Here is a 16,104-nt window from a genome sequence, read left to right as displayed (position 1 = left end):
ATCAGCATGAACGCGATCAGCGGACAGATAGACCAGGAAGAGCGCCGACTCGTTGCGATCAATAGATGGTTTCTGCGTTACGACGACGTGGAGCAAAGACGTGATTGCCCCAGCACCCATCATGAAGAACTGCTGCGTCAAGCCGACGAAATGGACCGCCTTGGATTGGTGGACTGGCGCGAATGGCGAGACCTGCGCAAGCTCGCAGACAAGGCCTTTCTCAAAGCAATTGCCGGTGCTGATTACTAGAGGGCAGCCATGCGCACCGGCTGCACCGACAGGAGACATGACTAGGGGGAGAAGATGTCACGGCTGCCAATAATCGGGGTGACGGCCTGTAGTTATAAGGTCGGCCCGCATGCAGTGCAATTGAATGACGACAAGAATGCCCGGGCAGTAGCCACTGCTGCCAATGGATTACCGTTGATTCTGCCGATGTTTCCAGAGTTGCTGAACATCGCAGACATAATCGATGGACTGGATGGGCTGTTCTTCACCGGCTCACCGTCCAATATCGAGCCTCACCATTACGATGGCCCCCCGAGCCCACCAGGTACTAAAAAAGATGCTGCTCGTGATCACCTCACGCTACCGCTTTGGCGTGCGGCAATAAAAGAAGGACTGCCAGTGCTAGGCGTGTGCCGGGGTTTTCAGGAGATGAATGTGGCGTTCGGCGGCACGCTCGTTCAGCAGCTCCATCAACCTGGGGTAGAGCATGAGCCCCCAAGCAACGAACCTATTGAAGACCAGTACGCGCCCGCTCACAGGCTCACGGTACGATCAGGTGGGGTGTTACACGGGTTGGGGTTTCCCGAGGTGATCGAAGTCAACTCGGTACATGGGCAAGGTATAGAACGGGTCGGTGAAGGTTTGCGCATTGAGGCTGTGGCAATGGATGGCCTCGTCGAAGCGTTGTCGGTGGAAGACAGTCGCTCATTCGCCCTTGGGGTCCAGTGGCATCCGGAGTGGCAGGTGATGTTCTATCCGCAATATCGCGCGATTTTCGCGGCGTTTGGAGCCGCTTGCCGAGCTCGAGCTGCGCAACGGCTCAGGTAGTCTCCATCTGATCGGTCTTTAATCTGGACGGGCATTTCGCAATGCCAGCAACGCTGGGAGGAGATCCTCTACTGGGGGCTTCAGCATCTCCCTCTGCGCCCCCCCACTTTCATCAGACTGCAGCACTTGGCCGACTAGGGGACGGTTAGCGCGCCAGCGCAACCCATGCCGCGGCAATCAAGGGTTATCCGCCCGTCGGAGGGGGACGCGGATATGCAAAACCATTGATGATTGCGTTCGTCAGAACAGTTGTAGAGTTGGTTCGACTCTCCACATCAGGTCTTCGGCCCGCCTCGATGCGGGCCTTTTTTTCGGATTCAGAAGGCCACAGACTGGCGGCTCGCGGCACGTCAACCAACGGGCGGCATCGAAGCCGATCAATGCCCGCCCTGGCTTGGTAGAACTCCTAGCCCGCAGCTTTAACCTCGTGATACTTACGCATGGCCTCAATGGCTTGTTTGGTGAGCGGTTCTCGCACCTCTCTGCACGATTACATCAGGCCCAGAAGAGCACGAAGCGCATGCGCGGTGACGTTGTTCTCTAGAGGCTGTCAGGGTCGCCGAAGAACATCTGTATCCGCGACCGCAACCACCGCTCCGCCGGGTCGTTGTCCTGCGCTCCGCGCCAAGCCATGTGCAGTTCGAAGGTACGCACATCCAATGGCAGGTCTTCGGCGCGCAGGCCGCCGGCGGCGGTGAGGGTTTCTGCTGCATAGTCCGGTACCGTGGCGATGATGTCGGTGCCGGCGAGCAGGGTGCCGAGGCCGTTGAACTGCGGCACGGCCAGCACCACATGACGCTTGCGACCGATTTCCTCGAGGGTTTCGTCGATGAAGCCGGAGAGGTCGCCGGCGAACGAGACCAGTGCATGCGGACGGGCGCAGAAGTCGTCGAGGGTGATGTTGCCCGGTACGCTGTCGGCGCGCAGCAGTTTCGGCTTGCTGCGCCGCAGCACCTTGCGCTTGGCGTTGGCCGGGAGGTCGGCGGTATAGCTCACACCCACCGAAATCTCCCCAGAGGCGAGCAGCGTCGGCATCAGCAAATAGTTGACCCGCCGTACCACCAGGACGATGCCCGGCGCTTCGGCGCGGATGCGCTTGAGCAACTGCGGCAGCAAGGCGAACTCGGCGTCGTCCGACAGGCCGATGCGAAAGACCGAGGTGCTGGTGGCTGGGTCGAAGTCAGCGGCGCGGCTGACGGCGGTGGAGATCGAATCCAGGGCCGGGGAGAGCAGGGCGAAGATCTCGTGGGCGCGAGCCGAGGGCTCCATGCTGCGCCCGGTACGGACGAACAGTGGATCGTCGAACAGGTTGCGCAGACGTGACAGTGCCGCACTGATCGCCGGCTGGCCGAGAAACAGTTTTTCGGCTGCACGGGTTACGCTGCGCTCATGCATGAGCGTCTCGAACACGATCAGCAGGTTGAGGTCTACGCGGCGCAGGTCGTTACGATTCATCGGTGCGTTTCGCCTTGCTCAGGTGGGTCGGGGTGAATATTAAGGCCAAAGGCTGTTACCCTGCACGGGTTTACGGGTGCCAATGCAGCGATTTGCCCGTAGCCCAATCAATGACAGGCATGTCGACTATTAACGGCCACTGATGGTCTAACGTGCAAAGCCCGGATAAAGTCCGTGGTAATACGAGGTTCACAAAGGCGAGGTATGCGATGTCCCGCATGATCCGTTTCCACAAGTTCGGCCCGGCCGATGTGCTCCGTTGCGAGGAGCAGGCCGAGCCGTCTCCCGCAGCGGGCGAGGTGCAAGTGCGCGTCGAGGCCATCGGCCTGAGCTGGTATGACGTGCTCTGGCGCCAGAACCTGGCACCGTCGCAGGCGCGCCTGCCGGCAGGGATCGGTCACGAAATGGCCGGGGTGGTCACGCAGGTCGGGGAGGGTGTCGACGATATCGTCGTGGGCGACCGTGTCGCCAGTTTCCCGGCGACCAGCCCCAATGAGCATCCGGTCTATGGGGATGTGATCGTGCTCCCCCGCACGGCCATTACCCGCTATCCCGAGCACCTCACCCCGGTCGAGGCCAGTGTGCATTACACACCGCTGCTGATCGCCTACTTCGCCTACGTCGACCTGGCGCGGGCCAAGGCTGGGCAGACGGCGCTGGTTACCGATGCCAGCCATTGCGCAGGGCCCGCCTTCGTGCAGTTGGGCAAGGCCTTGGGCCTGAAGGTGTTCGCCGCCACCAAGGAGCCGGAGCAGCGTGAATACCTGCTGGGCCTGGGGGCTGACAAGGTGATCGTCACCGAGGAGCAGGACCTGCTGATGCAGATCGGCAAATACACCGATGGCCGCGGTGTGGACATGGTCCTGGACGGCATGGGTGGGCCGCAGATGTCGCTGCTCGGCGATGTGCTTGCGCCGCGTGGCAGTCTGGTGCTGTACGGCCTGCAGGGTGGTAACCAGACGCCATTCCCGGCTTGTGCGGCATTCCAGAAGAACATCCAGTTCTACGTGCACTGCATTGGCAACTTCACCGGCAAGCCGGAGCTGGGTATTGCCCAGGACCAGGTCGCGCTGCAGCGGGCGTTGCGAGACATCAACCAGTTCACCGCCGACAAGCTGCTGACGCCGCAGATCATCAAGGTCTACCCGTTCGAGCAGGTTGTCGAGGCCCATCGCCTGATGGATGAATGCCCATGTGGTGGGCGGATTGTGCTGGACATGGGATCTGCGTGATTCCAGCGCGTCGAGTTGCATGAAAAACCGGGCTTAGGCCCGGTTTTTTTCTGATATTTCCTACAAAAAATTAATAACTATCCGACGTAATAACACTGCCGCGGCAACGACGGTTAATTGCCACTGCGGTCATGATTCCATGCTTGGGTTTTTCTTTATTGTCTGTAGATCAATGCTGCTCTACTGAATGGTTTTTTTACCAGGATCTGTATCTTTTATTCAGTCGACAACCCTCGATAATGGCGCTGTGATACTTGGCGCGGCTCGGCGGAGTCAAGTACGTGGCCACTGCTGGTGAGGCACAGGGCGCATGCAGGGGCATGGCAAATGCCTTTGCTTCCAATGAATGCCGGCCTGTTGCTGCTTAGAAATCTCCTAACGGTTTGTGGGAAAGTTCTTTGAAGTGAATCGCGACTTGTTTCTTACGTCGGTTAATGCCGGCTTTCTTTGTGCTCAAGGAATGGAGTGGACTATATGAGTAATATCCATGAGCAGGCCATGCACTACATATATCAGCAAGTACTGGATCGTCTGCTGGAGCATATGTCCCAGGCGCAACGGGCCTGCGTGCAATTGCTGATCCAGCGTCTGCTGGTGGCGGCAGGTGGCGTGGAGTACATCGGGGACTTTCGCGTGCTGGTCATACACGGGCATGACCGATGTAACACACGCCTGCTGGCATTTTTACGTGCTGCGCAACTGAGCATTGCGCTGCGAGCGCCCGATACCTTTCGCCTGCAAGTAGTGGTCGCGTGCCAGCCCGCACCGGGGCCAGCAGTGCTTCGCAGCCTGGAGAGCACCTTCAATGCACTGTTCCTGCAAGATGACCCCCGTGTGGAGTTACTGCTGGCTGGCGGCCAACAACTGCAGCCTTTCAGCCGCCACGCCGCGACGGTTGCCGGCACACCGCTGGAGCGCGAGGCGCTGCTGACGTTCGGTCATCTTGCTGCCGGGCGCCCAGAATCCTTGCTAGGCAGCCGTTTGTACCTTGAACTGGCCGAGACGCTGCGCTGCGTCCTGTCCCAAGGGACGCTCCCAAGCGCGCTGGTCACGGCGATCCCGGTGCGGCAGCGGCGTCGGTACCTGGCGTGGAGTCGCACGCTCATGCGCCTGACCGGCGAGCGCGGAAGCCATGCCATGCACCAGTGCGCCGCGGTGTTGTGCGAAACGCTGGGGCGCCTGCGAACGCTGGCTGCCAAGCCGACGGAGCATGTCGAGGCAAGAGTTCCGTCATGCCAGAGCGAGGCAACCTTGCGAGTGATCGCGGTCGATGATCTGATCAACGACAGTCGAGCGGACGACACGTTGTTTCACATGCTGGGTATCGAGTTGCCTGTGTCGGCTTGTGAAGAGCCGCTGGCCGCGTTTTTCGACCCGATGTACCTGACACACCTGCAGCGGCTGCGTGATCAATGGCAGTTGGACAAGTGCGACGCCGTCCGCTCGGGGGAGGGCAGGCACCTGTTTCAGGAGGCGTTTGCGATCGACGACAACCAGTTGACCTGTCTGTTGTACGCCCCGTTCGCCGAGCAGGGCCGTGGATTGCCGGCATTCCTGCAGCGTTGTCACCCGGCCATGCGTGTCGCACTGCCTTATCTGCACCGCGCGCTTCAGGGGCAACCCTGCCCGGAAGCCGTGGTCCATTGGCTGATTGGCACCAGCGGGCTGAGCCTGGCGCAGTTGCGGGTCATTTATTCGGGTGAGCTCCCGCAGACGGCATCTCGCCTGATGGCAAAGCTGACACGGCGCGATGTGCGGCTGCGATTGCTGGGGCGCCTCTCGCCCCGGGCCGAGATGGCGCAGGTCGCCAGTTGATGGGGCGTTCCGTGCGGCGCGAGTTCGCCTATCAAACGGTCTATCGCTACCTCGAAACGCTGATCAGCCATGCCTGCGAGGGAGGGGACCCGCGCTTGCCATCGCTGCGTGACCTGGCCCGGCGCCTGCGGGTTTCCCTGGCCACGGTGCAGTATGCCTACAGCCTGTTGGAGCGCGAGGGACGGGTACATTCGGTGCCCAAGTCCGGATATTTTGCACTGGTGCCAGCCGATGGGGGCGCCAGTGCGCCGAGGGCAATTGCGAGATCTGGCCAGTGCGCACCGTTCATTCTCCCGCCATTGTCATGTGAGGCGCTCGAGCCGCTGTTGCTGGCGCATGAGCGGCGTCTGGCGCGTCAATCCGCGACGACGCAGACCGGCAACGCGCTGTTGCGCAGTGCGCTGGCGGCCCGCCATACCCGTTCTTCCAGGCAGTTCTGGCGGGCTGAGGACGTGCATCTGGCGACGGATGTCCAGGCGCTGCTGCAGACATTGCTGCTTGCGTTGGACTTGCAGGGCGGCGCGGTGCTGGTGGCGACGCCCTGTTGCTGGCAGCAGTTGCAGGTCTTGCAACAGCTGGGAATACGGGTTATCGAGTGGCCGTTGGATAACCAGGGGGGGCTGGACCTGGGTACCTTGGCGCAGCTGTTCAAGCATGAAACCGTGCGCTTGCTGCTCATGCCGTCGTGTCTGGCGACACCTCCCGGACGCCTGATGTCGCTGGAGGAACAGCGTGAAGTGGCGCGTCTGCTCGCGGGATATCCGACATGGCTGCTGGAGAATGACCTGGATAGCGAGCAGTGTTTTGCCGCGCCACCTGCGACACGCCTGCGCGACTGGGTCGATCCGCACTGGCTGCTGGTCATGGGTTCGCTGGAAGGAATGATCGGTGCCGAAGCGCCCTATGCCTATGTGCTGAGTCGGCATCCAGCAGTGTGTGAGGCTTTCGTGCGCCGCAGCTTTGTGTTGCCCCCTCGGCGCCAACAGGCTGTGGCCTGTCTGCTGACCCGAGGTGATGTGGACAGTCATCTGCAGCAAATGCGCGACCGGCTGCAGTTGCGCATGGCGATTTTATGCCATGCCGTCGAACAGCATCTGGGCAGCCTGTTGGCATTCAGCGTGCCTGAAGGCGGACGTGTGCTCTGGTGTCGCCTGGACTTGGCAGTGGATGTGCGTCAGTTGTTGGAGGCCTCGAGTACCCCGGCGCTGCTGGCGGCGCCTGGAAATCTGTTCAGTTTGCAAGAGAGTTACGATCGCCACCTGCTGCTGGCCTGGCAGGGGGACGATGCAGGCGAGCTGGAGGATGCACTCGGGGAACTCGGGCAGCGGTTGCAGTGCTTGCGTGCCAACGCAAAGGACAGGTCGGACTGACCGTCGATCCGGCGCGCTTGCCAGGCGGCTGTATCTGTATGTATAACCAGTGCTCATGCCAGCCTGCGACGCCATGCCGTGATTGCCCATTCCGTCGAAGATCCGCTCTATTACCTGCATAACTTCCGCCAGGTGCTGAGGTGGGTCGAACACCGATACGCCGATATCCTTGACCCGCACGAGCAAGACTTTCTTCGAGTCTTCAGCGGGCTAGCCCAGCCGACGCAGGCACTGCTGGTGCGCATGGTCATGCGCAAAGGCGAGCTGTTTCGCGGCGACCGGCTTGAGTATGCCGAGATCGGCGACACGGACGCGGCCTTGCAGCCTTTGCTCACCCTGGGATGGGTCTGCCCGAGGCCGGTACTGGGTCTGGAACAGCTGTTCGCCTTGTTGCGCCGGGACGAACTGCTCACCTGTTTTGCCGATCACCTGGCCCATCCTCGCGCGACCAAGACCCAGTTGCTGGCCACGCTGCTGCCATTGGATCTGCCGGGCAGGCCTCTTTCTGCCTGGTTCGCGCAGGCGCCGGTGCAGATCCTGCAATGGCGCCTGCAACCCCTGTGCGACCGCCTGCGCCTGTTGTTCTTTGGCAATCTTTATCAGGATTGGTCGGAGTTCGTACTGGCCGATCTGGGCGTGCTGCGCTACGAGCAGGTGAACTTCAGTGCGGATTCACGCGCCTTGCGCCAGCGCGATGAGGTCGATCTGGCGATGGCCTTGCATGCTTGCGCCGAGCGTCTGGAGCAGGGAGAGGCGCCGAGTACGTTGCTGCAGGCACTGGAACGGGTCGACAGCACCAATCCCTGGCTGGCCCGGCGTCGTGCACGTCTGCTGTTTGCAATTGGCCAGCGCTGCGAGCGGCTTGGGCAGTGGGACCTGGCCTTGAGCGTCTACGATGGGCTCGACCATCCCGAGGCGCGCATTCGTCAGGTGCGCGTGCTCGAGCGCAGCGAGCAGTGGCAGAGGGCGCAGGCACTGGCGTCACACATGGCCCAGACCGTGGCCAATCCTCTCGAGAGCCAGGCGTTGGCGCGCATGCTGCCGCGCCTTGCACGCAAGCTCGGAGGGCCGCCCCGACGCCGCCCGTCGCCTGCCGCGCAAACGCTCATCGAACTGGAGTTGCCCGTGGAAATGGCCGAACGGGGTGTGGAGGAGGCGGTGCGCTTGCACTTGGCGCACGCTGACGGGGAGGTCCACTATGTCGAGAATACCTTGTTCAACAGCCTGTTCGGCCTCTTGTGCTGGGAGGCGATTTTCGCGCCACTGCCCGGCGCTTTCTTTCACCCTTATCAGGCGGCGCCGCAGGATTTGCACGACAGTGATTTCCTGACGCGCCGCGCCGCGCTGTTCGAAACCTGTCTGGGGCGGCTCGACGATGGCAGCTACCGACAGGCGATACGCGAATGTTTTGCCGCCAAGCACGGCCTGCAGTCACCGTTCGTGTTCTGGCAGGTACTGAATGAGGTGCTGCTCGAACAGGCCTTGGCCTGCATTCCTGCCGAGCATCTGAAGCGGTGTTTCCAGCGCCTGCTGCAGGATATTCGCAACAACCGCGCAGGCATGCCCGACCTCGTCCAGTTCTGGCCGGGGCAAGGGCGCTACCGCATGATCGAGGTCAAGGGGCCGGGTGATCGCCTGCAGGATAACCAGTTGCGCTGGCTGGACTTCTGCCGTGAGCACGGCATGCCGGTCGCGGTATGTCATGTGCGGTGGTGCGAGGTTGCGCGGTGAGTCTGAGTGTGGCGGTGCGCGCGCTGTGTGAGTTTGCTGCCAAGGTCGGCGACCTGGACTTGCGCTTTACGCCGTCGCCCACCGCCCAGCAGGGCATCGATGGCCATCGGCGGGTCATTGCCCGGCGCGGGGCTGGCTACGAGGCGGAGGTGTCGCTGGAGGGCGAGTACCAGGGATTGCGGGTGCGGGGGCGAGCCGATGGCTACGACCCGCTGCGTAATCGTGTGGAAGAAATCAAGACTCACCGTGGCAGTCTCGACCGCCAGCCGGACAACCACCGGCAATTGCACTGGGCGCAGGCCCGGGTCTACGCCTGGCTATTGTGCCAGTCGCGTGGGCTGGAGCGGATCGAGGTCACGCTGCTGTACCTGGATGTCGACAGCGACCGGCAGACCTTGTTCAGCGAGCCGCATCATGCCGCACAGTTGCAGCAGTTCTTCGAGGCCTTGTGCCAGCGCTTTCTTGGCTGGGCACAGGCCCAGGCCGCACGGCTGCGCCTGCGGGACAACGACCTGCAGGGGCTGGCGTTCCCTTATCCACAGTTTCGCCAGGGCCAGCGCCAACTGGCAGAGACCCTGTACAAGGCGGTGGCCACCGGCCGCTGCCTGATGGCCCAGGCCAGCACCGGTATTGGCAAAACGCTCGGCACCCTGTTCCCGCTGCTCAAGGCCATGGCCCCGCAGCAACTGGACAAGCTGTTCTTCCTTACCGCCAAGACACCAGGCCGGGCATTGGCGCTCGATGCACTGCGTCAGATCACCGACACCACCGCACAGCCCAGCCTGCGAGCGCTGGAGTTGATCGCTCGGGACAAAGCCTGCGAATACCCGGGCAGTGCCTGTCATGGCGAGTCCTGCCCGCTGGCCAAGGGGTTCTACTATCGGCTGCCAGCGGCTCGCGAAGCGGCCTCTCAGGTGGTGTTGCTCGACCGGGCCGGGTTGCGCGAGGTCGCGCTGGCACACCAGGTCTGCCCGTACTACCTGGGGCAGGAGATGGCGCGCTGGGTCGATCTGGTGGTCGCTGACTACAACTATTACTTCGACGCCCATGCGCTGCTGTTCGGCCTCACCCAGCTCAACCAGTGGCGGGTTGCCGTGTTGGTGGACGAGGCGCATAACCTGGTGGAGCGCGGGCGCGCCATGTACAGCGCCAGCCTCGACCAGGGACAGCTGCTGGCCTTGCGCAAGACCAAACCGGCGGGCTTGAGCGGTGCACTGGAGCGCCTCAATCGCCAGTGGAATGCGCTGTACAAGGCTCAGGTGGCGCCGTACCAGGCGAGTGAGCAACTGCCCGAGGCGTTCCTGCGGGCGTTGCAACAATGCATCGGCCTGATTCAGGAGGGCATGGAGCAGGCGCCTGCGCACATCGAGCCGCAGGTCCTGCAGTTCTACTTCCAGGCTCTGCAGTTCAGCCGTGTGGCCGAGCTGTTCGATGAGCATTTCCTGTTCGATATCAGCCTGCGCAACGGCCCGCGCAGCCGTCGTCTGGCGACGCTGACGCTACGTAATGTGGTGCCCGCGCGCCTGCTCGGCCCACGCATGGCTGCGGCGCGCAGTGTCACGCTGTTTTCGGCGACGCTGGGGCCACGACGGTTCTACGCCGACTTGCTGGGCATGCCGGCAGATACCGCCTGGCTGGACGTGGCCGCGCCATTTCGTGCCGAGCAGCTGCAGGTGCGTATCGTCAGTGAGATCTCGACCCGTTTTCAGCAGCGCAATGCGTCCCTGGCACCGATTGTCGGGCTGATCGGCGAGCAGTACCAGCGTCAGCCGGGCAACTACCTGGCGTTCTTCAGCAGCTTCGAATATCTGGAGCAGGTAATGGCCCTGTTTGCCGATCGCTATCCTGAAGTGCCGTACTGGCGTCAGGCGCCGGGCATGGACGAGGCCGCACGCGAGGGATTCCTGGCGCGTTTCGTGGCGAATGGGCGAGGGATAGGCTTCGCCGTGCTGGGTGGGGCCTTCGCTGAAGGGGTGGACCTGCCAGGCACCCGATTGATTGGTGCTTTTGTCGCCACCCTGGGGTTGCCTCAGGTCAATCCGGTCAACGAGCAGTTCAAGCAACGTCTGGCCCGGCAGTTTGGCAGCGGGTTCGACTACGCGTACCTGTACCCTGGCGTGCGCAAGGTAATCCAGGCGGCCGGTCGGGTCATTCGCGGCGACCAGGACCGTGGCGTGCTGTTCCTGATCGATGAGCGTTTCAATGAGCCGCGGGTACAACAGATGTTTCCCATCTGGTGGCAGACCGCTATCAACTGAGCCAGCCCCATCGCGCGCCGTTGCAACTCCCAGTACACTGCGCGTTCCAACATCTACATCCGTTGAACTCGAGGTTTTGCATGACGCTCAGTCCTTTGGCAGGCAAGCCGGCTCCGGCCAGCGTGCTGGTCGATATTCCCCGCCTGTTGACCGCCTACTACACCGGTCGCCCGGACGCTACGGTCGCGTCGCAGCGCGTGGCCTTCGGCACTTCCGGACATCGAGGCACCTCGTTCGAGTTGAGCTTCAACGAGCATCATGTGCTGGCGATCACCCAGGCGATCTGCCTGTACCGCCAGGAGAAGGGCATCGATGGCCCGCTGTTCATCGGGGCTGACACCCATGCCTTGTCGGCGCCGGCCACGGCCAGCGCGCTGGAAGTCCTGGCGGCCAATGGCGTGCAGGTGCGGTTGTCCAAGGACGACGAGTACACCCCGACCCCGGCGGTGTCCCATGCGATCCTGTGCTACAACCGCGGGCGTCAACAGGGCCTGGCCGACGGCATCGTCATCACCCCCTCGCACAACCCGCCCCAGAGCGGTGGTTTCAAATACAATCCGCCCAATGGTGGCCCGGCCGACAGCGATGTGACCAAGTGGGTCGAAGCCAAGGCCAACGAACTGCTGGCCGCAGGCCTTGAGGGTGTCAAGCGCATCGAATACGCTCAGGCTCTGCAGGCGGCCACCACCCAGCGTCACGACTATGTGAGCAGCTACGTGGCAGACCTGGAAAACGTCATCGATTTCGAGGTCATCCGCAACGCCAATCTGCGCCTGGGTGTCGATCCGCTGGGTGGTGCGGGCGTGCGCTATTGGTCGGCGATTGCCGAGCGATACCAGTTGAACCTTGAAGTGGTCAACACCGAGGTCGACCCGACCTTCCGGTTCATGACCGTCGACTGGGACGGGCAGATTCGCATGGACCCTTCGTCGCCATACGCCATGCAGGGCCTGATCGGCCTGCGCGAGCGTTTCGACGTGGCCTTTGCCTGCGATCCGGACCATGACCGCCACGGTATCGTCACCAGTGACGGCCTGCTGCAGCCGAACAACTACCTCGCCGTGGCCATCGATTACCTGTTCCGCCATCGCCCGCAGTGGCGCAACGACGCCGCTGTCGGCAAGACCGTGGTCAGCAGCGGCATGATCGACCGGGTTACCGAGCGGCTAGGGCGCAAGCTCCATGAAGTGCCGGTGGGCTTCAAGTTCTTCGCCCAGGGCTTGTTCGAGGGCTCGCTCGGTTTTGGTGGGGAGGAGAGTGCGGGTGCTTCGTTCCTGCGTCTGGACGGGAGCGTCTGGGCGACCGACAAGGATGGCCTGATTCCCGCCTTGCTGGCGGCCGAGATGACTGCACGCACAGGACGCAATCCGAGCCAGGCCTACGCCGATCTCACCGCCGCCCTGGGCAAGCCCTACGCCACCCGGGTCGAGGCCAAGGCCGATGCGCGGCAGAAAGCGCTGCTGAGCAAGCTGGCACCCGAGCAGGTGAAGTCCACCGAGCTTGCCGGCGAGCCGATCCAGCAGATCCTCAGCCACGCACCGGGCAACGGCCAGGCCATCGGCGGCCTGAAGGTGATGACCGCCAATGGCTGGTTTGCCGCGCGTCCTTCGGGTACCGAGGACATCTACAAGATCTACGCCGAAAGCTTCATTGACGAGGCGCATCTGCAGCGCCTGGTGCAAGAGGCCCAGGCACTGGTGGATGCGGCGATCAGCTGATTGCCTACGCGCATGCCGAACCGTACTTTTTGCGGGCCAGCCCGCGAAAAGCGCGGTTCGGTCATCTGCCTCAGGCCACGTCCACCAGCACGATCTCGCTGTCCTCGAGCGCCGTGACGCGCAGCACTTCTTCACCTTCCACAGCGACCCCATCCCGGGCTTTGGCGCGCACGCCATTGGCCTCGATCACGCCTTTGGCTGGAACCAGATACCCACGTCGTCCGGCATCGAAGCGGTACTCGGCGCTCTCGCCGGCGCGCAGGGTCGCGGCCACCAGTCGGGCGTCGGCGCGGATGCGCAGGGCATCCTGATCCTCGACACGGCCACTGGCCAGGGTCACGAAGCCTTCGCCGCGGTCACCTTTAGGGAAGGGTCGAGTGCCCCAGGACGGCGCCTCTCCGACCTTGTCCGGCACGATCCAGATCTGGAAGATGCGGGTGTCGACCTTCTCCAGGTTGTACTCGCTGTGCACGATACCCGTGCCCGCACTCATCACTTGTACGTCACCGACTTCGGTGCGGCCTTTGTTACCCAGATTGTCCTGGTGGCTGATTGCACCTTCGCGCACGTAGGTGATGATCTCCATGTCCCGGTGCGGATGCGGCGGGAAGCCACTGCCGGCGGCGATCAGGTCGTCGTTCCATACGCGCAAGTTGCCCCAGTGCATACGTTCGGTGTCGTAGTACTCGGCAAAGGAAAAGTGATGATGGGCGTCCAGCCAGCCGTGGTTGGCATGGCCGAGGCTTTCGAAGGGGCGCAGTTGCAGCATGATCAGGGTCCTCGGTAGGTGGGAATGGGCTCATGATGCCTTTTTCAAGTATCGAAAATAAGCGTAAATATCGACTTGTTTTTATCTGATAAATCGATGTTTTTCGTTGCGGTACTTTCTGCGTTTCATCGCCTAATCCTATGATCTGCAAGCATTAGCTGGCACTTTTCAGCCGTTCGGTGGAACATGCTCCACTGATTCGACTAGCAATGGAGTGACCGTGTCTCTCGAGCAGCCCCCGGCGCCACCGGACCTGACCCCGCCCGCGCAATTACCCTGGTTGCGCCGCCTGGCCGCACGCCTGCTTGGGCGAGGATTGAGCCGTTTGCAGGCGCAGCACCGCGACTCATGGTTCCTCGGCCACGCCACCGGCCAACGCAGCGGGCACGCCGATGGCCTGCGTGACGGCTACGAACGTGGGCGTGCCGAAGGGTACGAGGCCGGGCGGCAGGTCCTGGTGATCCGCGACAGCCGCCCTGACAGCGCTGCAGTGCCAGGCCAGGATGACAAGCTGTTCGACGACTGGCGCCTGCCGCTGACAGCAGAGCTGAAGAAACGCTTCAAGGCCGATGTCGCCCAGCGCCTGCCTGCCGACGCCCAGCCCAGCGCCGCACAATGGAAGCTGATCTTCAGCGACACGCCATCTACCTGCGTGGTGGCGGGTGCCGGTGCCGGCAAGTCCACTTCGCTGGTGCTGCGTATCCTGCTGCTGCGCCACTACCTGGGCTTCGAGCTGGACGCCATGACCGTGGTCACCTTCACGCGTGAGTCGCGCAAGGACTTCATCAAGCGGCTGGTGCAGGTCTTCGCCATCTGGCAGATCGACCTGCCGCCGGCCCGTGCTCGTGACCTGGTTCGCACCTTCCATTCGCGCATCCTGCCGCTGGTGCGCAGCTTGCCGGGGTTCTCCCAACTGCGCGCATTCGAGACACTGGGCAACGATCTACCGGCTGGCAGCGAAGCCGAGAGCGAAGGTAATCCTTTCGACCTGCGCCTGAACGATGCCCAGCGCCAGCAGCTCAATCTGTGTTATCGCGACCTGCTGCGTGACAGCCCACGCTTTGCCGAACTGGTCGCGACGATGCGCCGCGAGGCCCTGCAACTCAAGCCCCTCGATCCGGATCATCCCGATGTGCAGAAGCGCGTGCAGGTGACTCAACTGGCTGCCCAGCGCGACGAAGAACTGTGCGACGTGATCGAAGACCTGTGGTTCGCTGCGGGCGCCTGGCCGATCAAGGGCATCGAGCCCTGTCGGGAAACCGTGCAGATCCGTGGCCAGCGTTTCCATATGCATGGGCGTCTCGAAGGGCTCGATGCCTGGGTAGTGCTGGGCTTCGATCCGTCGGAAAGCGCCCAGTATCAGCGTGCCAACGCCAAGCTGTCGGTGCGTGCCGAGTGGGCTGTAAAGCGCACGTTGTTTCAAGCTTTCTGTGATAAGCCATTGATTTGGCTTGATAACTATACTTCGGCAAAACGTCTCGCCGCGTCGCTGGCGGGTGATGCGGTGGCGGGGCCTGGGTTCGAGTTCAAGGTCAAGGGCGAACTGGCCCCTGCGCCGTTGCTCGATGCCTTCGTCGGTGCGGCGAGCTTCATCGAGAACCTGGGGCTTGAGGTGGGGAGCGCCGTGGCTCGCATGAGCTTTGCGCCAGGCGACAGCGATGCGCCGTTTTTCGAAGCGCTGGCCCTGTACTGGAAGGCATTGGAAACTCACCTGCTTGGGCAGTCGCCGCCAGTGATGACCTATAACCGCATGTTCGCCCTGTTCGGCGAGAACAACCCCGAGAACCTGCAACTGCTGCCAGACCGGCTGCTACGCCCGCTGGCGCACTTGATGATCGATGAGTTCCAGGATGTCTCGCCACAGATCGTCAGCTGGTTGCGCGCTACATTGGGCGAGATCCGCAGGCGTGGCCCAGGCATGCATACCGGGCGCAACGCCGCGCATTCGTCGTTGATGTGCGTGGGTGATGACTGGCAGTCGATCTATGGCTGGCGTGGCAGTTCACCGAAGTACTTCATGGAGTTTGGCAAGACCTTCCCATCACCGGCCAATACCCGGGTGATGCTGGTCGAGAACTACCGAAGCCAGCAGCACATCATTGATGCGGCCGAACACCTTGTGCGCGGTACAACGGCGATCAACGGCAAGAAAGCCAGGGCCTGCGGTGACGCCGCCGCGCTGCCACTGTCGCCAGTCAAGGTGTTCGAGCGCGACGAAGCCGCTCTCGGGCAGACCCTGATCGAGCATTACCAACGGGGCGAAACGGTGATGATGTTGTTTCGAAAAAGTAGCGATAAATCATTGATTTCAAATCATATAGATGCGGTTGCCAGGGCTGATTCGAGCCTGCCGCCTGAGCAGCGTCGTCTGCGTCAGCTCACCTATCACAGCGCCAAGGGCCTGCAGGCCGATGCCGTGTTCATGCTTGGAGATTGTCAGTACCTGACCAGTTCACCCTACAAGAACCAGGTGTATCGCATGGCTGGGTTAGGGCGTACCGGGGATGCACAGCCGTTCGACAGCGCGCAGAAAGACGAAGCGCAGCGCCTGGCCTACGTCGGGGTGACGCGGGCGATCAGGCACTGCTATTGGCATGTGGAAGCTGTCAGCGGCGAGGCGGCGGCGCTGCATCGTGCGTCCAGCCAGGTACAGGGCCGGCAAGCCTTCTTCGAGGACTTGCGCGGCCAGTGAGGGTGGAG

At 62.4% G+C, this 16,104-nt stretch carries 11 protein-coding genes; 9 read left to right on the top strand and 2 right to left on the bottom strand.

Annotated features, from left to right (window positions below; all coding sequences use genetic code 11):
• Window positions 1-6 precede the first annotated feature (6 nt).
• Window positions 7-249, top strand: a complete 243-nt coding sequence (locus F6X62_RS21775) for a hypothetical protein (RefSeq protein WP_153774666.1) — start codon at window positions 7-9, stop codon at window positions 247-249.
• 54 nt (window positions 250-303) lie between these two features.
• Window positions 304-1,056 carry a gamma-glutamyl-gamma-aminobutyrate hydrolase family protein gene (locus F6X62_RS21770; RefSeq protein WP_153774665.1) on the top strand — a complete coding sequence of 251 codons (753 nt, stop codon included), beginning with the start codon at window positions 304-306 and terminating at the stop codon, window positions 1,054-1,056.
• 540 nt (window positions 1,057-1,596) lie between these two features.
• Here F6X62_RS21770 and F6X62_RS21765 read toward each other — a convergent pair.
• Entirely contained in the window at window positions 1,597-2,511 is a 915-nt protein-coding gene (locus F6X62_RS21765; protein WP_054893748.1) for a LysR family transcriptional regulator, read from the bottom strand.
• A 209-nt stretch (window positions 2,512-2,720) separates the two neighbouring features.
• Between F6X62_RS21765 and F6X62_RS21760 the strand changes: the two genes are divergently transcribed.
• From F6X62_RS21760 to pgm, 6 genes are all read left to right on the top strand, one after another.
• A complete protein-coding gene (locus tag F6X62_RS21760; protein ID WP_063544696.1) occupies window positions 2,721-3,743 on the top strand; it encodes a zinc-dependent alcohol dehydrogenase family protein in 1,023 nt (340 codons plus the stop codon).
• A gap of 474 nt (window positions 3,744-4,217) precedes the next feature.
• Window positions 4,218-5,558, top strand: a complete 1,341-nt coding sequence (locus F6X62_RS21755; RefSeq protein WP_153774664.1) for a hypothetical protein — start codon at window positions 4,218-4,220, stop codon at window positions 5,556-5,558.
• Complete coding sequence (locus tag F6X62_RS21750) at window positions 5,558-6,928, top strand: aminotransferase class I/II-fold pyridoxal phosphate-dependent enzyme (RefSeq protein WP_153774663.1); 1,371 nt, start codon at window positions 5,558-5,560, stop codon at window positions 6,926-6,928. Before F6X62_RS21755 ends, F6X62_RS21750 begins: the two co-directional genes overlap by 1 nt.
• A gap of 78 nt (window positions 6,929-7,006) precedes the next feature.
• A complete protein-coding gene (locus F6X62_RS21745; RefSeq protein ID WP_153774662.1) occupies window positions 7,007-8,659 on the top strand; it encodes a VRR-NUC domain-containing protein in 1,653 nt (550 codons plus the stop codon).
• The gene (locus F6X62_RS21740; protein ID WP_153774661.1) at window positions 8,656-10,917 is read left to right on the top strand and encodes an ATP-dependent DNA helicase; all 2,262 of its coding nucleotides are present in this window, start codon (window positions 8,656-8,658) and stop codon (window positions 10,915-10,917) included. The genes F6X62_RS21745 and F6X62_RS21740 overlap by 4 nt, the downstream gene beginning before the upstream one ends.
• 80 nt (window positions 10,918-10,997) lie before the next feature.
• Window positions 10,998-12,635 (top strand): phosphoglucomutase (alpha-D-glucose-1,6-bisphosphate-dependent), encoded by a 1,638-nt coding sequence (pgm, locus tag F6X62_RS21735; protein WP_153774660.1) that lies wholly within the window; start codon window positions 10,998-11,000, stop codon window positions 12,633-12,635.
• Window positions 12,636-12,705: 70 nt separating this feature from the next.
• Here pgm and F6X62_RS21730 read toward each other — a convergent pair whose 3' ends face one another.
• Window positions 12,706-13,404: a pirin family protein gene (locus F6X62_RS21730; protein WP_153774659.1), complete on the bottom strand. Its 699-nt coding sequence runs from the start codon at window positions 13,402-13,404 to the stop codon at window positions 12,706-12,708.
• A 220-nt stretch (window positions 13,405-13,624) separates the two neighbouring features.
• Here F6X62_RS21730 and F6X62_RS21725 point away from each other — a divergent pair, with 220 nt between their 5' ends.
• Window positions 13,625-16,096: a UvrD-helicase domain-containing protein gene (locus F6X62_RS21725; RefSeq protein ID WP_153774658.1), complete on the top strand. Its 2,472-nt coding sequence runs from the start codon at window positions 13,625-13,627 to the stop codon at window positions 16,094-16,096.
• The last annotated feature ends 8 nt before the right edge of the window (window positions 16,097-16,104 follow it).

The organism is Pseudomonas sp. MNR3A, from assembly GCF_009650575.1.
In the GTDB taxonomy this organism is placed as follows: Bacteria; Pseudomonadota; Gammaproteobacteria; order Pseudomonadales; family Pseudomonadaceae; genus Aquipseudomonas; species Aquipseudomonas machongensis.
The sequence above is the reverse complement of the archived record's forward strand: the minus strand, read 5'-3'. Positions and strand labels throughout refer to the sequence as shown.

Coding starts and splice junctions, on each gene's coding strand:
- F6X62_RS21775 (WP_153774666.1), top strand. CDS start 7: ATGAACGCGATCAGCGGACAGATAGACCAGGAAGAGCGCCGACTCGTT.
- F6X62_RS21770 (WP_153774665.1), top strand. CDS start 304: ATGTCACGGCTGCCAATAATCGGGGTGACGGCCTGTAGTTATAAGGTC.
- F6X62_RS21765 (WP_054893748.1), bottom strand. CDS start 2,511: ATGAATCGTAACGACCTGCGCCGCGTAGACCTCAACCTGCTGATCGTG.
- F6X62_RS21760 (WP_063544696.1), top strand. CDS start 2,721: ATGTCCCGCATGATCCGTTTCCACAAGTTCGGCCCGGCCGATGTGCTC.
- F6X62_RS21755 (WP_153774664.1), top strand. CDS start 4,218: ATGAGTAATATCCATGAGCAGGCCATGCACTACATATATCAGCAAGTA.
- F6X62_RS21750 (WP_153774663.1), top strand. CDS start 5,558: ATGGGGCGTTCCGTGCGGCGCGAGTTCGCCTATCAAACGGTCTATCGC.
- pgm (WP_153774660.1), top strand. CDS start 10,998: ATGACGCTCAGTCCTTTGGCAGGCAAGCCGGCTCCGGCCAGCGTGCTG.
- F6X62_RS21730 (WP_153774659.1), bottom strand. CDS start 13,404: ATGCTGCAACTGCGCCCCTTCGAAAGCCTCGGCCATGCCAACCACGGC.